This window comes from Microbispora sp. CA-102843 (assembly GCF_050936215.1).
In the GTDB taxonomy this organism is placed as follows: domain Bacteria; phylum Actinomycetota; class Actinomycetes; order Streptosporangiales; family Streptosporangiaceae; genus Microbispora.
This window is the reverse complement of sequence record NZ_JBNJNF010000001.1, coordinates 4452603-4467920: the sequence shown is the minus strand read 5'-3', so window position 1 is coordinate 4467920 and position 15318 is coordinate 4452603. Positions and strand designations below refer to the sequence as shown.

12 protein-coding genes are annotated in these 15318 nt (G+C 72.3%); 4 read left to right on the top strand and 8 right to left on the bottom strand.

The window, feature by feature from the left end; translation table 11 throughout:
• Positions 1 to 83: 83 nt before the first annotated feature.
• Positions 84 to 542, bottom strand: a complete 459-nt coding sequence (locus ACQEVJ_RS20615; RefSeq protein ID WP_433103345.1) for a MarR family winged helix-turn-helix transcriptional regulator — start codon at positions 540 to 542, stop codon at positions 84 to 86.
• A gap of 106 nt (positions 543 to 648) precedes the next feature.
• Here ACQEVJ_RS20615 and ACQEVJ_RS20610 point away from each other — a divergent pair, with 106 nt between their 5' ends.
• The 3 genes from ACQEVJ_RS20610 to ACQEVJ_RS20600 all read left to right on the top strand — a co-directional run bounded on the left by ACQEVJ_RS20610 (position 649) and on the right by ACQEVJ_RS20600 (position 5271).
• Positions 649 to 2118: an FAD-binding oxidoreductase gene (locus tag ACQEVJ_RS20610; protein ID WP_433103343.1), complete on the top strand. Its 1470-nt coding sequence runs from the start codon at positions 649 to 651 to the stop codon at positions 2116 to 2118.
• A 465-nt stretch (positions 2119 to 2583) separates the two neighbouring features.
• The gene (locus tag ACQEVJ_RS20605) at positions 2584 to 4251 is read left to right on the top strand and encodes a class I adenylate-forming enzyme family protein (protein WP_433103341.1); all 1668 of its coding nucleotides are present in this window, start codon (positions 2584 to 2586) and stop codon (positions 4249 to 4251) included.
• Positions 4252 to 4353: 102 nt separating this feature from the next.
• Complete coding sequence (locus tag ACQEVJ_RS20600) at positions 4354 to 5271, top strand: DMT family transporter (RefSeq protein ID WP_433103339.1); 918 nt, start codon at positions 4354 to 4356, stop codon at positions 5269 to 5271.
• Positions 5272 to 5321: 50 nt separating this feature from the next.
• On the opposite strand, the gene ACQEVJ_RS20595 is transcribed toward ACQEVJ_RS20600, so the two are convergent.
• From ACQEVJ_RS20595 to ACQEVJ_RS20565, 7 genes are all read right to left on the bottom strand, one after another.
• Positions 5322 to 7355 carry a beta-1,3-glucanase family protein gene (locus ACQEVJ_RS20595; protein WP_433103337.1) on the bottom strand — a complete coding sequence of 678 codons (2034 nt, stop codon included), beginning with the start codon at positions 7353 to 7355 and terminating at the stop codon, positions 5322 to 5324.
• 158 nt (positions 7356 to 7513) lie between these two features.
• Positions 7514 to 8143, bottom strand: a complete 630-nt coding sequence (locus tag ACQEVJ_RS20590) for a PaaI family thioesterase (protein WP_433103335.1) — start codon at positions 8141 to 8143, stop codon at positions 7514 to 7516.
• Entirely contained in the window at positions 8140 to 9012 is an 873-nt protein-coding gene (locus ACQEVJ_RS20585) for a MaoC/PaaZ C-terminal domain-containing protein (RefSeq protein ID WP_433103333.1), read from the bottom strand. Before ACQEVJ_RS20585 ends, ACQEVJ_RS20590 begins: the two co-directional genes overlap by 4 nt.
• 3 nt (positions 9013 to 9015) lie before the next feature.
• A complete protein-coding gene (locus tag ACQEVJ_RS20580; RefSeq protein WP_433103331.1) occupies positions 9016 to 9165 on the bottom strand; it encodes a hypothetical protein in 150 nt (49 codons plus the stop codon).
• Positions 9162 to 11381, bottom strand: a complete 2220-nt coding sequence (locus ACQEVJ_RS20575) for an acyl-CoA dehydrogenase (protein WP_433103329.1) — start codon at positions 11379 to 11381, stop codon at positions 9162 to 9164. Before ACQEVJ_RS20575 ends, ACQEVJ_RS20580 begins: the two co-directional genes overlap by 4 nt.
• A 6-nt stretch (positions 11382 to 11387) precedes the next feature.
• Entirely contained in the window at positions 11388 to 12548 is a 1161-nt protein-coding gene (locus ACQEVJ_RS20570; protein ID WP_433103327.1) for a steroid 3-ketoacyl-CoA thiolase, read from the bottom strand.
• Positions 12541 to 14187: an acyl-CoA synthetase gene (locus ACQEVJ_RS20565; RefSeq protein WP_433103325.1), complete on the bottom strand. Its 1647-nt coding sequence runs from the start codon at positions 14185 to 14187 to the stop codon at positions 12541 to 12543. Before ACQEVJ_RS20565 ends, ACQEVJ_RS20570 begins: the two co-directional genes overlap by 8 nt.
• Before the next feature lie 197 nt (positions 14188 to 14384).
• Here ACQEVJ_RS20565 and ACQEVJ_RS20560 point away from each other — a divergent pair, with 197 nt between their 5' ends.
• A complete protein-coding gene (locus ACQEVJ_RS20560) occupies positions 14385 to 15317 on the top strand; it encodes a 3-oxoacyl-ACP reductase (protein WP_433103323.1) in 933 nt (310 codons plus the stop codon).
• Position 15318: the final 1 nt, after the last annotated feature.

Here is a 15318-nt window from a genome sequence, read left to right as displayed (position 1 = left end):
CTTAACTCGGGTTTTGTGATCAGAAGGTGAGGAGGCGCCGGCGTCGAATCGCCGGCCCGCACTCCCGATCGGCGAATGACGCGTCAGTCGCGCTTGTCGCCGTGATGTTCGATGAGGCGGGTGAGCAGGTCGATCAGGTTCCGCCGGTCGGCCGCGGGCAGCGGGGCGAGGAACTCGTCTTGGGCGGCGGCGAGCAGCCGGTCGAGATGGGTGAGCTGCCTCCGGCCCGCCGCGGTGATGGTGACGATGTTGCGCCGGCGGTCTTCCGGGTCGGGTGCGCGCTCGAGGAGTCGCCGTTCGGCGAGGTCGTTGACGGTCGCGACCATGTCGCTGCGGTCGATGCCGATGCGGCGCCCGAGGGCGGCCTGGCTGGCCGGGCCGTACTCCTCCAGCGCGGCGAGCAGGGCGTAGTGGTAGCGCCGAACGCCGGCCTGGGCGAGCGCCTTGTCCACGATCCGGTTGGCGGTCAGCGCCGCCTGGTTGGTCAACCTGCTCGGCAGCGCGCGCAGCCGCTGCGGCGGCGGTCCCTCTGGGGTGTCCACGTGGGCAATCTAGCAAGTTGTTGGCCACGCCCACGATTGGCTGTATTGTTGGCCAAACCAACGTTGGCGCGTCCAACATTCTCGTCGTGCAGAGGTGTGATCTCCCATGAGCACAGTCCCCGTCAACGCGCCGGACAGCGCGCCGCCACCGCGGCACACCACCACCTCGGCGAGGTTCACCGCGCCGATCCGGGGGCGCACGCTCTACCCCGGCGACGAGGGCTTCGAGGAGGCCTGCTCCGGCTGGTTGCTGACGGTCGAGCACCGGCCCGCGGCGGTCGTGGTCGCCGCCGACGCCGATGACGTGGCCGCCGCCGTCCGGTTCGCGGCGGAGGCAGGTCGCCCGGTCGCGGTGCAGTCGACCGGGCACGGCAAGTCGGTGCCCGCGGACGGAGCCGTGTTCATCGCCACCGGGGAGCTGCGCGAGCTGTCGGTGGACCCACGTGCCGGCACCGCGAGGATCGGAGCCGGGCTGCGGTGGGGTGAGGTGCTCACCGCGGCGGCCGAGCATGGCCTCGCGCCGCCGTGCGGCTTCTCCGGCCAGGTCGGGGTGATGGGCTACCTGACCGGCGGCGGGCTCCCGCTCGCCTGCCGTACGTACGGCTTCGCCGCCGACCACGTCCGCTCGCTCGACATCGTCACCGCCGACGGCCTGCTCCGCACCGTCTCGCCGGCCCGGGAGCCCGACCTGTTCTGGGCGGTGCGGGGCGGCAAGAGCAACTTCGGTGTCGTGGTCGCGGCGGAGATCGAGCTGCTGCCGCTGCGCACCGTCTACGGTGGCGAGCTCTACTACCCGGGCGAGGACCCCGGCCACGCCGCCCACGTGCTCGGTTCCTACCTGGCCTGGGCCGAGGAACAGCCGGAGGAGATGTCGTCCTCCGTGACGCTGCTGCGCTTCCCCGACGCGCCGCAGCTGCCCGAGGAGTTCCGCGGGCGTTCGCTCGTGCAGATCCGGGTGGTCTACATGGGGGACGGGGAGCAGGGCGCGCGGCTGGTGGAGCCGTTGCGTGCCCTCGGCGCGGAGAAGGACACGTGCCGCGCCATGCCGTACGCGCAGATCACTGAGATCTACCAGGACCCCAAGAACCCGGTCAGGGCGCACCTGCGCAGCGCGTTGCTGCGCGAGCTGGATGACGAGGCCGTGGAGGAGCTGGCCTCGCTCATCGATGCTTCGACGCCCGGAGGGTCGTTCCCCGGCATCGAGCTACGTCACCTCGGCGGGGCGCTGAACCGGCAGCCCGGCCGCCCGCACGCGGTCAGCACCCGGGGCGCGGCCTTCCACCTGTGGCTGCGGATGCCGGCTCCGGCCGGGCAGGCCGACGCGGCGCGCGAGGTCGCCGACGAGGTGCTGGAGCGGCTCCGGCGATGGGACACCGGCGCCGCGCTTCCGGGGTTCCTGTTCGACCACGACTCGGCTCCCGAGCGGGTCAGGCGGGCCTACACCGAGGCGGACTACCGGCGGCTGGCCGCGCTGAAGGCGCAGTACGACCCGAGCCACCTTTTCCGCATCAACCACAACATCCCGCCATCCTCCCCGGACGCTGGTGGCGGCCGTGTCACCACCGAAGCCGACTGAGACGCCGCCACGCCGTTCGCGTCCGCGAAGCTGCTCCGGCAGCACGAACGGAAACCGAGAGGCGACGGGTGGAGACCCGGCGACGTGACGCCGGGTCTCCACGTGCCCCTACGCTCGCCTGAACGCAGATGAGGCAACGCCCCCAACCACGGAGGTCACCTTGGGCAGTCGCCTGGCTCCTCGACCGGTACATGAACGACATCCACCGGCAGCTCGGCGGGGTCGTGAAGCGCGCCCGGAGTCGGTGCGTGACTCCTTGTAGGCGACGACGCACTGGCCAATCCGCCGCGACCACTCGACCGCCGAGTTCGCCCGTCCGCTCGCCACGCTGTTCTTCGAGGGATTCGCCTCGCCGTCCCGGTGACCGGGAGTCCCGGCATCCCGCGCCTGGCCTTTACCGACAATTTCGGCCACGGACGGACTTCGGCTCGCGGTGCATCCCGGCATGAAAGGGAACTGATAGGCATGTCGACAGATCCCAGGCTCGCGGCGGCGGCGGTGATGGCCGGGCTCACCGGTCCCGGCGGGGCGTTCGAGCTCGCCGAGGAGGAGGTTCTCGGCGCGCGCATGACGGTCTTCAGGAACCGGCCTCGCAACCTCGGCGAGGTGCTCGCCGCCTCGGCCGCGTACGGCGACCGCGACTACATCGTGACGGCGGACGAGCGGCTGAGCTTCGCCGAGCACGCGCGTCAGGTGGCCGCGCTCGCCGCCGCGCTGCGCGAGGAGCACGGTGTGCGCCCCGGCGACCGCGTCGCGATCAACGCGGCCAACCACCCGGGATGGATCGTCTCGTTCTGGGCGGCGGTGGCCGCCGGCGCCATCGCGGTCGCGTACAACGCGTGGTGGTCACGCGGGGAGGTCGAGTACGCCCTCGGTCACACGGAGCCGAAGGTGCTGGTCGCGGATGCCAAACGGGCCGCGCTCGCCCCCGCGGGGACGACGGTCCTGACCCTTGAGGAGGACCTCCCCCGGCTGGTCGAGCGGCACGTCGGCGCTCCGCTGGCCCCGCACGCCGCCGCCGAGGACGACCCGGCGATGATCATCTACACGAGCGGCACCTCTGGACGCCCCAAGGGCGCGGTCCACACGCACCGCAACCTCACCTCCGTGGTCGAATACCACCGGATGAACGACGCGCTGGCCCAGGCGTTCGGCGACCCGACCGGCCCGGCGGACCGGCGCTACCTGCTGGCGCTGCCGCTGTTCCACATCGCGAGCCTGCACAACCTCGCGGTGCCCCGCCTCGCGACCGGCAGCGCCGTCGTGATGCACCTGGGCGCATTCGACGTGGACCGCGTGCTGCGACTCATCGAGCGGGAGCGGGTCACCAACTGGGGCGCGGTGCCGACGATGGCCAACCGCCTGATCGAGCACGGCGACCTGTCGGGCTACGACCTGTCGTCGCTGACCGCCTTCGCGCTGGCCTCGGCGCCGTCCTCCCCCGCGTTCAAGCAGCGGCTGCGCGAGGCGTTCCCGGTCGCCCGGCAGTCCCTGGTGGACAGCTACGGCCTGACCGAGTCGTCCACCGCGATCGCCGTCGCCACCCCGGCGGACCTGGAGGATGCCCCGGGGACGCTGGGCCGCCCGATCACCACCGTACGGCTGGAGATCCGCGACCCCGAGGGCAAGCCGCTGCCGGAGGGCGAGGAGGGCGAGGTCTGCGTCCGCAGCCCGTTCAACATGCTCGGCTACTGGCGCGACCCGCAGGCGACCGAGCAGGCCGTACGGGAGGGCCGGTGGCTGCACACCGGCGACATCGGGGTGATCGAGGACGGGCGGCTGCGCCTGAGCACCCGCCGCTCCGACCTGATCATCCGGGGCGGCGAGAACGTCTACCCCGCCGAGATCGAGAACGCGCTGGCCGAGCACCCGGCGGTGGTGGAGTGCGTCGTGCTCGGCGCCCCGCACCCCGACCTCGGCCAGGAGGTCGTCGCCGTTGTCGTCACTGCGGCCGGGACGGCGGCTGGGCAGGACGTGGGCGAGGACGACCTGCGGGCGCACCTGCGGGACCGGCTCGCCTACTTCAAGGTGCCGTCGCGGTGGCGGATCACGACCGAGGCGCTGCCGCGCAACGCCACCGGCAAGGTGATCCGCCAGGAGGTCAAGCGCGAGCTCGGCATCGCCGACTCCTGATACGCCTTCGCGCCGGCCGATACGAGGCCTGGACCCGGCGTCGCGGGGTAGCTCGGGTAGCCGGACCGGATCACACCGGACCGCCGGAAGCCGGGGGCGCCCATGACGCGAGTGAGCGAGAGCCGGACCGCGAGCGTGACCGGCCCCGCCGCAGGCCATCCGTCCGTGTCGATGGCGCTGGGGGCGCTGTTCGTGTCGGCCTCGGCCGTGCTCATCCACCTGTCGGGCACCTCACCGGGGACCGCTTCGTTCTACCGCTGCCTGCTGGCCCTTCCCGCGCTGGTTCCGCTCGCGCTGCTGGAGCGCGGGCGTGAGGGTGCGGTGCCGGCGCGCCGGCGGCTCGTCACCCTCGCCGCGGGCGCCCTGTTCGCCGGCGACATGCTGCTGTGGACGGCGGCGATCGACGAGGTCGGCGCCGGGTTGTCCACCGTGCTCGTGAACGTCCAGGTGGTCATGGTGCCGCTGCTCGCCCTGCTGGTGGACCGCGAGCCGCCGCCCCGCCGGTTCGTCGTGTCCCTGCCCTTCCTCCTGCTCGGCGTGGTCCTGGCGAGCGGTGTGGCCGAGGGCGGCGCAGGCGGGAGCCGGCCGCTCCTCGGGACCGTCCACGCCGTGCTGGCGGCCGTGTGCTACTCGGGCTTCCTGTTCCTGCTTCGGCGGGAAGGGCGGCACGGGCAGGCGGTGCAGTCCTACCTGTGGGTGACCGTCGCCGCCGCCGTCACCTCGCTGGCCGCGGGCGTCCTCTGGCAGGGCGTCGACCTGACTCCCGGATGGACGGCCGTCGGCTGGCTGGCGCTGGTCGCGATCTTCGGACAGGTGCTCGGCTGGCTCCTCGTCGCCGTGGCCGCGCCCCGTCTCGCCAGCCACGTCGGGGCGATCCTGCTGCTGCTCACGCCCGTCGGGGCCCTCGTCCTCGGCTGGGCCGTCCTCGGCGAGCACCCCTCCCCGCTCCAGCTGGCGGGCTGCGCCGTGATCCTCGCGAGCGGCACCTTCGCCACCACCCGTTCCCGCCGCGATTCGTGAGGCGGGCGATCCGGCCCGGCGGCGCGAAGGCGCACCGCCGGGCCGGAACATCACTGGACGACGAACCGCTGGGCGGCGCTGCCGTTGCAGTCGTAGATCTGCAGGCGGGTGCCGTTCCCGGTGGCTCCGCTGGGAGAGTCGACACACCGGCCCGACTGGGGGTTCTGGATCGACCCGTTGGACAGCTGCACCCAGTTCTGCGCGCCCGTGTTGTTGCAGTCGTACAGCTGCAACGGGGTGCCGTTGGCGGTGCCGCCCGACTGCACGTCGAGGCAGCGGCCGAGGGTGCGCAGCGTCTGCCCGCTCCAGGTCCAGAACTGGTCCTTCGCGTAGGACTGGCAGTCCCACAGCTGCACCGCGGTGTTGTTGCCTCCGGTGTCGTCACCGGCGACGTCGACGCACTTGCCGCCGGGACCGGCGATGTTCGCCCCGCCGGCGAACGACCAGCGCTGCGCGGCACTGCCGTTGCAGTCGTAGATCTGCAGGCGGGTGCCGTTGGCGGTCGCGCCGCTGGGCGAGTCGAGGCACCGGCCGGACCCGGCGTTCTTGATGGAGCCGTCCGACTGCAGCACCCACTGCTGGTTGCCGCCGCCGGAGCAGTCCCAGAGCTGCACCTTCGACCCGTTGGCGGTGCCGTTGTCGACGACGTCGAGGCACTTGCCGCCGTTGAACGTGCGCAACGTGTTCCCGACCATCGTGTAGTGCTGGTCGACGGCGTACGACTGGCAGTCCCACAGCTGCACCGGCGCGCCGTTGCCGCCCGTGTCGTCGCCCGCGACGTCGACGCACTTGCCTCCCGGCCCGGTGATCGGCTGCCCGGTGACCGTGCCACCGGGGCCGCCCGTGCCGCCGCCGGTGCCGAAGCTCCCGATCGTCATCCCCGCCGACGACGGGTTGGGCTGGTCGATCGTCGGGGCGAACCCGCCGACGTCGTCGTAGGAGAAGCCGTAGGCCAGGCCGTTCAGCGAGTTGGCGTGGATCGTCTTGCTGAACAGGTTCGACGCCGACTGCCCGTAGAACTTCGTCGCGTCCGTCGTCGGCTGGGTGTCGTACATGACCCGGCCGGCCGTCGACAGCGTCGCGCGGTTGAGCGCGGCGCACACCCGCGCGCCGACCGCGAGGATGGCGGCCAGGTCGGGCTGGTTCTGCGGTTGCATGCCGCCGGAACACGCGAAGACGTCGCTCGTGGCCGGTTTGGTGAGCGTGCCGATGACGGAGCCGGACGCGTTCCTGAACGTCCAGTTCGCGCCGCTGGTGGTGCCGGTGAAGGTGCCCAGCGACGTCTGCACGGTCAACGGGTGCGTGGCGTAGTAGGACCACACCCCGCCCACGTAGGAGTCGAGGTACGTCGAGGGGAACAGGCCCTTGGCGATGGCGTGCGGGGGCGCGAGCACACGCAGCGGGAGGCCGTCGGAGGCCCGCGTCGTCGTCAGTCCCGGCCACGGCGACCCCAGGCTCGCGAACGCGTTGAGTATGCCGGTGCGGTTGCCGGGGATGCCCTGCGTCTGGGTGTTGCCGGAGGCGTCGGTGACGCTGACGGCCATCGGGACGCTGAACATGTCGACCGTGGTCGAGTTGATGAAGATGCCCGTGCCGCCGTTGCTGTCCCGCGCGAACTCCGCCCAGTCGTAGAGGATGCCGGCGTTCGGGTCGCTGTCGACCCAGGGCGCCGGCTCGACCAGCCCGTTCGTGGTCAGGAAGAACCGCAGCTTCGCGCCCATCGACAGATAGACGCGGCCGCCGACCAGGCTCGGCGGCAGCGTGACGGTCGTGCTCGCGCCGTTGGCCGGCCCCGGGATCGAGATGTCCGGCGCCGGGACGGGCCCGTTGGGGATCGACGAGGGGAAGCTGTACGCGCGCCACGTCCCCGAGGCGTCCACGTATCCCTGCTGACCGGTGGCCTTGTTGCGGGCGACGACGTAGACGTACGTCGCGTCGCCCCGGCCGGAGTTGTTGGTGATCTTGAAGGGCAACTGCGTGACGGCGGCGTTCGCCGCCTGCTGCCCGGCGGCGAGGACGACCGCCTGGGCCAGCAACACGACGGCGAGCAGAGCCCGCCGCCATCGCCGGAACGACACGTGCATCTCTCGGCTCCTCTGGGGGGTGCGGAGACAAGCCCTGAGAGCGCTCTCAGTAAAGTAACTTTACTGTTAACTGACCGCCCGTCAATACCCTCCGACACCGCCTTTCCCGCGAAGAGCCGAAGCCGGCTGTCCCGTGAGAGCGTTTACTCGACTGCGGATCAGCGGGGCCGGTCGAGCTGCTTGTCGATGAACAGGCCCTCGGCGGTGACGCACACCTGCCCGCCCGCCGTGATCGTCCCGGTGGTGTAGATCTTGCGCCCGTCCACGGAGGTCTGCCGGCCGCTCACGGTCAGCCGCTCGAACAGCGGGGTGGGCCGGTGGTAGCGGAGGGTCAGCGTGCCCGTCATCCCGGACACGCCGGCCCAGGCGTTCGCGACGCCCAGCGTGTGGTCGAGCAGCAGCGCAGACACACCGCCGTGCACGCACCCGGGAGGCCCCTGGTAGGGCATGCCCAGCACGACCTCGCCCTCGATGGACCCGTCGTCCCTGCCGTACAGGTGCAGCGGCGGGGCGATCGCGTTCTCCGGCCCGGTCACCGGGTCGTGCCGCGTCACGCCCTCCCCCCGCCACATGTCGACCATGCGCTCGCGCACCGTGGGGGCGTGCGCCTCGAGATGGTCGGCCACGGCGTTCAGCTGCTCGGCGACCTGGGTCATCTCGACCGCCGACATGTCGCCCGAGTGCAGCAGCGCGTCGATCACCCGGCGGGCCGCGGCGACCGCCGCGTCCACGCCCTCGTTGTTCGGGGTCGCCGTCAGCTCCGTACGGTCGATCCGTGTCTCCGTCATGATGAGATCTCCGCTGTCGCGTGGGTGAGCACGGCGGCGTCGCCGCGCTCGGGGCAGGTCGACCGGAACACCAGCCGGTCGCCCTCGCGCCACACGGTGGTCCGGATCGTCTCGCCGGGGAACAGCACCCCGGCGAAGCGCACCGACAGCCCGGTCAGCCTGGTCACGTCACCGCCGAGGACGCCGTCCGCCAGCGCCTTCGCCACTATGCCGTACGACGCGAGGCCGTGCAGGATCGGGTGGTCGAACCCGGCCGCCCGCGCGAAGGCCGGGTCGGCGTGCAGCGGGTTGAGGTCGCCGTTGAGCCGGTAGAGCAGGGCCTGCCCGGGAGCGGTCGGCGAGTCGAGCACGTGGTCGGGCTCCCGGTCCGGCTCCGTCCACGGGGTCTCCGGGCCCGGCTCGCCGCCGAAGCCGCCCTCGCCGCGCGCCCAGATCCGCATGGTCGTGGTCCACAGCGGGTCGCCCGCGGGATCGGCCGCCGCCTGCTCCATCTCGATCACCGCGGCCTTGCCCTTGTCCCAGATGTTCGCGACCCGGGAGGAGACGACGGCCTCACCGGCCACGGGCAGCGGCCGGTGTACGGTGAGCGCCTGCCCGGCGTGCAGGATCCTGCGCAGGTCGATGTCGATGCCGGGCATGCTCATCGCGGTCGGCGGGCGCTCACCCGCCGAGACGCCCTGCCCGGCGACCATGGCGAAGGTGGGCAGCACGCGCAGGCCGCGCTCGTAGGTGTAGGACAGCTCGGGATCGGCGCCCGCGTCCCTCCCCGCGCCCAGGCTGAGGTGATAGAGCAGCACGTCGCGGCTGGTCCAGGCGATCTCCCGGGTGGCCGCCGGCGCTCCGAGCGCCTTGTCGAGGTCGATCGGCATGTCTCAGTCCTCCTCGTCGTCTCGACGGCCTTCGGCAGGGCCGCGGTAGAGGGTCACGACGCAGGCGCCGCCGGGGCCCAGGTTGTGCTGCAGCCCGACCCGCGCGCCCTCCACCGTCATGCCGACGCCCGTGACGAACGCCCTGCGACTCATGCCTTGACCTCCGGGTCGCGAGGCAGCCCGAGCAGGCGCTCGCCGATGATGTTGAGCTGCACGTCGGTGGTGCCCCCGGCGATCGACATGCAGCGGGAGCTGAGGAAGCGGAGCGTGGGGTCGGACCGCTGGTCCATCCCCTCGCCGGTCAGGGAGTCCGGGCCGATCCAGTCCATGGCGGTCTCCCAGACCTCCTGGACGTGCTCGACGCCGATCAGCTTGGCCACGCTGGACTCAGCGCCGGGCTGCTGCCCGGTCAGCGACCGCAGCGTGGTCCGCAGGGCGAACAGCGCGCCGGACTGGGCGTCGCAGAGGATGCCGCCGAGCCGGGTCAGCCGCTCGTCGTCCGTCTCGTCCGGCCGTTCTGCGGCGATGTGCAGCAGCGCCTCGCCGCCGCTGCCGAGCGAGGAGTCGTGCGACAGCGAGACCCGCTCGTTGGCCAGCGTCGTGCGGGCCAGCTTCCAGCCGTCCCCGGGCCGCGCGACGAGCATCTCGTCGGGGATGAACACGTCGTCGAGGAACACCTCGTTGAACAGCGCCTCGCCGGTCAGCTCGCGCAGCGGCCGGATGTCGATGCCGGGGCTGGACATGTCGAGCAGGAAGTACGACAGGCCCTTGTGCTTGGGCGCCTCCGGGTCGGTGCGGGCGAGCAGGATGCCCCACTGCGCCTGGCGGGCCATCGACGTCCAGACCTTCTGACCGTTGAGCTTCCAGCCGCCCTCGACCTTCTCGGCCCGGGTGCTCAGGGCCGCGAGGTCGGAGCCCGCTCCCGGCTCGCTGAACAGCTGGCACCACACCAGGTCGCCGCGCAGCGTCTGCGGCAGGAACCGCCCCTGCTGCTCGGGGCTGCCGTGCGCGATCAGGGTCGGCACCACCCAGGCGCCGATGACCATGTCGGCCGGGCGCAGCCCGGCGGCCCGCATCTCCTCGGCGATCACGAGCTGGGTGACCGCGTCGGCGCCCTTCCCCCAGGGCTCGGGCAGGTGTGGGGCGGTGTAGCCGTGCTCGGCCAGGTGCGTCAGCCGGTCGCGGCCGTCGAGGTCGAGGGCGGGCCGCAGCTCGGCGCGCACCTCCGCACGGATCCGCTCGGCTTCCGGCGGCAGCTCGACGCCGAGCTCGCGGCGTACGCCGTCCAGCGTGAGCCGGGCCACCCGGCGGCGCCACCACGAGACCGAGCCGAGCGTGATGCGCAGCGTCTGCGCCCGGCGCAGGTACAGGCCGGCGTCGTGCTCCCAGGTGAAGCCGATGCCGCCCAGCGTCTGGATGCAGTCCTTGGTGACGGAGAAGGCCGCCTCCACGCTGGTCGCCCCGGCGACCGCCGCGGCCAGCGCCGCCTCGCCGGAAGGAGCGCCGGCCTCGTCGAGGGCCCGCGCCGCGTCCCATGCGCACACCCTGGCCTGCTCGGCCCGGGTCAGCATCCGCGCGCAGCGGTGCTTGACGCCCTGGAACTGGCCGATCGGGCGGCCGAACTGGCGGCGCACCTTCGCGTACTCCGCGGCGGTGGCGGTGGCCCAGTCGGCCAGGCCGGACGCCTCGGCCGCGAACAGCGTGGCGGCCAGGTCGAGCACGGTGTTGTCGGCAAGCACGGTGTTGTCGGCGAGGCCGTCCAGCACGTCGGCCGCGGGAACGGCGACCGCGTCCGCCCGTACCCGCGACGGCCGCCGGGTCAGGTCGTGACCGGGCAGGTCCTCGGTATCCACCGCCTCGCGCGGCAGCACGACCCAGGTCGTGCCGGTCTCACCGGCCGCGGGCAGCACGAACAGGTCGGCGACGTGGCCGCCGACGACCGGCTCCGAGACACCGGAGACCGTGGCGCTCCCGTCCGCGCCGCGGGTGAGCGTGAGCCCGCCCGACCGCAGGCCGACCGCGCCGATCGTCGTCCCGTCCGCCAGACCCGGCAGGTGGGCGGTGTGCCCGGCGCGGTGCAGCACGGCCCCGGCGAGCACCGTGGGCAGGAACGGCCCGGGGACCATCGCCCGGCCCAGCTCCTCCACCACGACGGCGAGTTCGAGCAGGCCGGAGCCCGCTCCGCCGGCCTCCTCGGGCAGGTGCAGCCCGAGCAGGCCCTGCTCGGCCAGCAGCGGCCAGAACTTCGGCAGCTCCTCGTGCTCGGCGTCAACCGCCTGCCGCACCACGGCCGGCGTCACGTGCCGGGCCGCGAAGGCGCGTACGGCGTCGCGCAGATCGCGCTGCTCGTCGGTCAGTCCGATCGACATGCTTCCTCAGATCCGTTCGATGATGGTGGCCGTGGCGTGGGCGCCGCCCGCGCACATGGTGACGAGGGCGGTCGAGCCGCCGGTGCGCTCCAGCTCGTACACCGCCTGGGTGATCAGGCGGGAGCCGGTGGAGCCCACGGCGTGGCCGAGCGCGATCGCGCCACCGTTCACGTTGACCTTGTCCATGTCGGCGTCGAGCTCCCGCGCCCAGGAGAGCGCGACCGAGGCGAACGCCTCGTTGATCTCGACGAGGTCGAGGTCGGACAGCTTCATGCCCGCCTTCTTCAGCACGTGCCGGGTCGCATCGATCGGCCCGTCGAGGTGGTAGTAGGGGTCGGAGCCGACCATGCCGGAGGCGACGATGCGCGCCCGCGGGCGCAGGCCGAGATCGCGCGCCCGGTCGGCGCTCATCAGCAGCACGCCGGCCGCGCCGTCGCTGATCTGCGAGGAGTTGCCCGCGGTGTGGACGCCGTCCGGCATCACCGGCTGCAACCTCCCCAGGGCCTCCATGCTGGTGTCGCGCAGCCCCTGATCCCTGGTGACGACGGCGGTCTCACCCGTCGGACCCTCGGGCCCCATCACAGGCGCCTCGACCGCGAGGACCTGTCCCTCGAACCTGCCCTCCGCCCACGCCCGCGCCGCGCGCTGCTGAGAGCGCAGGCCGAACGCGTCGGCGTCCTCGCGGGTGATGCCGCGCCGCCGCGCGATCCGCTCGGCCGCGGTGAACTGGTCGGGCATGTCCAGCGACCACGACGGCGGGAACGGGCTGCCCGCCTCCGGGGTGACCGCCGCGCCGAGGAAGACCCGGCTCATCGCCTCGACGCCGCAGCCGATGCCGACGTCGATCGCGCCGGCCGCGATCAGCCCGGCCACCAGGTGGACCGCCTGCTGGCCGGACCCGCACGCGCAGTCGATCGACGTGCAGGCCGTGCCGTACGGCAGGCCGGCGTGCAGCCACGCCTGGCGGGTGACGTTGTTGGCCTGCTCCCCCGCCTGGGTGACGCAGCCGCCGAACACCTGCTCGACCGCCTCGGGCGCGAGGCCGTTGCGCTCGATCAGGCCCCGGTGCACCATGCCGAGCAGCTCGGCCGGGTGCAGCCCGGACAGGGCGCCGTAGCGCTTCCCGACCGGTGTGCGCACCGCGTCGACGATTACGGCCTCAGCCATCGTTCCTCCTGGTATGCGTTGACAGACTCGTGTCCGTTGAGAGCACGGACTTGGCCCACCGGTAGTCGGCCTTGCCGCTGGGTGAGCGCTCGACGACGTCGACGACGACGATCGACGCGGGCACCTTGTATCCGGCGATCTGCGTGCGGCAATGCGCCCGCAGTTCCTCGACGTCCGCCGTCGCGCCCCGCCGCAGCTCCACCACGGCGGCTACCCGCTCACCGAACCGCTCGTCGGGCACACCGGCGACCAGCGCGTCCATCACGGCGGGGTGGGACTTCAGGGCCTGCTCGACCTCTTCGGGGAAGACCTTCTCCCCGCCGGTGTTGATGCAGCCCGAGCCGCGGCCGAGCAGCACGATCGTGCCGTCCTCCTCGACCCGGGCCATGTCGCCGAGCACCGCCCAGCGGACGCCGTCGACGACCGGGAACGTCTTCGCGCTCTTGCCCGGGTCGTTGTGGTAGCGCAGCGGGACGTGTCCGGTCCGCGCGACGTGCCCCAGCCGGCCGGAGCCGGGCTCGACCGGCTGGAAGCTCTCGTCGACCACCCGGATCCGGGGGCCGGCGGCCAGCCGCATGAGCCCGTCGGGGCCGATCCCGAGCGTGCCGTCGACGCCGGACTCCGAGGAGCCGAAGCCGTCGTTGACGTAGAGGCCCGGGATCAGCGCCGCGGCCTCCTCGCGCACGCTGCGCGACAGCAGCGCCCCTCCCGAGCCGAGCACCTTCATCGAGCTCAGGTCGTACTCCGCGCCGTGCTCGCGGACGGCGTCGATCAGCGGGCGGGCGATCGCGTCGCCGACCACGGTCACGATCATGGCGTGCTCGCGTTCGATCAGCCGCAGCGTCTCGACCGGGTCGAACCGCCGCATCAGGAGCGTGGTCGAACCGGCGAGCAAGGCGCTGAACAGGGTGTAGGCGGCCGCGCCGTGCATGAGCGGGGCGGTGAGCAGGTAGGAGATGGGCGTGGCCGCCGCCGCGCCCGCGGCCAGTTCCTCCGCCGTCTGGTACGGCGGGCCGTAGTGGTTGCCGCCCTTGAGCGCGGCGAAGTAGAAGTCCTCGTGCCGCCACACCACGCCCTTGGGCATCCCGGTCGTCCCACCGGTGTACAGCACATAGTGGTCGTCAGCGGTGCGCTCCCCCGCCATCGGAGCCGTGGCCGGCTGGGCGGCTACCGCCTTCTCGTAGTCCGCGACGCTGATCCGGTCCGGCCAGTGGTGGGGATGGACGTGAGGCGCCTGCGTGCCGTCGTCCACCACCATGACGTGGCGCAGCTTCGGGCACCGGTCGGCGAGGGCGGCGGCTGACGCGGCGAACTCGCCGCCGATGACGAGGGCGACCAGGCCGGCGTCCTCGTATACGTGGTGCAGCTCGCGGTCGGTGTACCGGTAGTTGACGTTGATCGGGACGGCCCTGATCTTCAGGCAGGCGAGCAGTGCCTCGGCGAACTCCACCCCGTTGAGCATGTGCACGCCCACGTGCTCGTGCGGCCCGACACCGGCCGCACGCAGGTGGTTCGCCAGAGCGTTCGCCCGGGCGTCGAGCTCCGCGAAGCTCAACCGCCGGGCGTCGCAGACCAGCGCAAGGCGTTCGGGGACCGCCGCGGCGACGGCCTCGAACAGGGATGCCACGTTCAGCGTCATGGGCAGAGGCTAGAAATCATTTCTGTTCCGGGCAACGGCCCGGTCCCGCTCAGTGGTGCCGCCGATCGCTTGACGCACAGCATGGACTCATCCTTGTGCCGCTGGGTGGGATACCCACGATCGAGGACATCCCGACGAGTAAAACTAGAATACATACTAGTTTTCGGCAGGATCACCGAGTTGGCAGGAGTGCGCAGATGAGCTCGAACACGAGCCTGGAGAACAGGACCGCCGTCGTCACCGGCGCGGGATCGGGCCTGGGCCGCAGCGAGGCCCTCGCCCTCGCCGAACGCGGCGCGAACGTCGTCGTCAACGACGTCGGCCCGGCGGCCGAGGACGTCGCGGCCGAGATCAGGGCGCTCGGCCGTAAGGCCGTCGCGGTGACGGGCGACATCGGCGACTGGTCCATGGGCGACCGCCTCGTCCAGACGGCCGTGGACGCTTTCGGCGGTCTCGACATCGTGGTGAACAACGCCGGCGTGCTGCGCGACAAGATGCTGTTCAACCTGACCGAGTCCGACTGGGACGACGTCATCCGCGTCCACCTCAAGGGACACGCCGGGCTGTCGCGCGCCGCCGCGGTCCACTGGCGGGCGGCGAGCAAGGCCGCGGGCGGCCCGGTCTACGGCCGCGTGATCAACACCTCCTCCGAGGCGTTCCTGTTCGGGTCGGCCGGTCAGCCGAACTACTCCGCCGCCAAGGCCGGCATCGTCGCGCTGACCCTGTCGACCGCCCAGGGCCTGTCGCGCTATGGCGTGCGGGCCAACGCGATCTGCCCCCGGGCCCGTACGGGCATGACGGCGCACGTGTTCGGCGACGGCGCCGAGGTGGGCGGGCTGGACAGCCTCGCCCCCGAGCGGGTGGCCACGTTCGTCGCCTACCTCGCCTCCCCCGCCTCGGAGGAGATCAACGGCCAGGTGTTCGTGGTGTACGGCGACATGGTGGCCCTCATGGCGGCCCCGACCGTGGAGCGCAAGTTCACCGCCGCCGACGGCGTGTTCTCCGTGGAGGAGCTGGACGCGCAGGTCACCCCGCACTTCCACGGGCGGGACCCGTATCGGACCTACGCGGCCTACTCGGTGGCGCAGCTCGACACCACGGGCGTGCAGAACGTCGGCCACGGGAACTGAA

Bases quoted from the DNA above. Each gene is read 5' to 3' on its own strand.
- ACQEVJ_RS20575 (WP_433103329.1), bottom strand. From the start codon at position 11,381: ATGTCGATCGGACTGACCGACGAGCAGCGCGATCTGCGCGACGCCGTA.
- ACQEVJ_RS20610 (WP_433103343.1), top strand. From the start codon at position 649: ATGAGCACAGTCCCCGTCAACGCGCCGGACAGCGCGCCGCCACCGCGG.
- ACQEVJ_RS20600 (WP_433103339.1), top strand. From the start codon at position 4,354: ATGACGCGAGTGAGCGAGAGCCGGACCGCGAGCGTGACCGGCCCCGCC.
- ACQEVJ_RS20595 (WP_433103337.1), bottom strand. From the start codon at position 7,355: ATGCACGTGTCGTTCCGGCGATGGCGGCGGGCTCTGCTCGCCGTCGTG.
- ACQEVJ_RS20605 (WP_433103341.1), top strand. From the start codon at position 2,584: ATGTCGACAGATCCCAGGCTCGCGGCGGCGGCGGTGATGGCCGGGCTC.
- ACQEVJ_RS20585 (WP_433103333.1), bottom strand. From the start codon at position 9,012: ATGCCGATCGACCTCGACAAGGCGCTCGGAGCGCCGGCGGCCACCCGG.
- ACQEVJ_RS20570 (WP_433103327.1), bottom strand. From the start codon at position 12,548: ATGGCTGAGGCCGTAATCGTCGACGCGGTGCGCACACCGGTCGGGAAG.
- ACQEVJ_RS20560 (WP_433103323.1), top strand. From the start codon at position 14,385: ATGAGCTCGAACACGAGCCTGGAGAACAGGACCGCCGTCGTCACCGGC.
- ACQEVJ_RS20590 (WP_433103335.1), bottom strand. From the start codon at position 8,143: ATGACGGAGACACGGATCGACCGTACGGAGCTGACGGCGACCCCGAAC.
- ACQEVJ_RS20580 (WP_433103331.1), bottom strand. From the start codon at position 9,165: ATGAGTCGCAGGGCGTTCGTCACGGGCGTCGGCATGACGGTGGAGGGC.
- ACQEVJ_RS20565 (WP_433103325.1), bottom strand. From the start codon at position 14,187: ATGACGCTGAACGTGGCATCCCTGTTCGAGGCCGTCGCCGCGGCGGTC.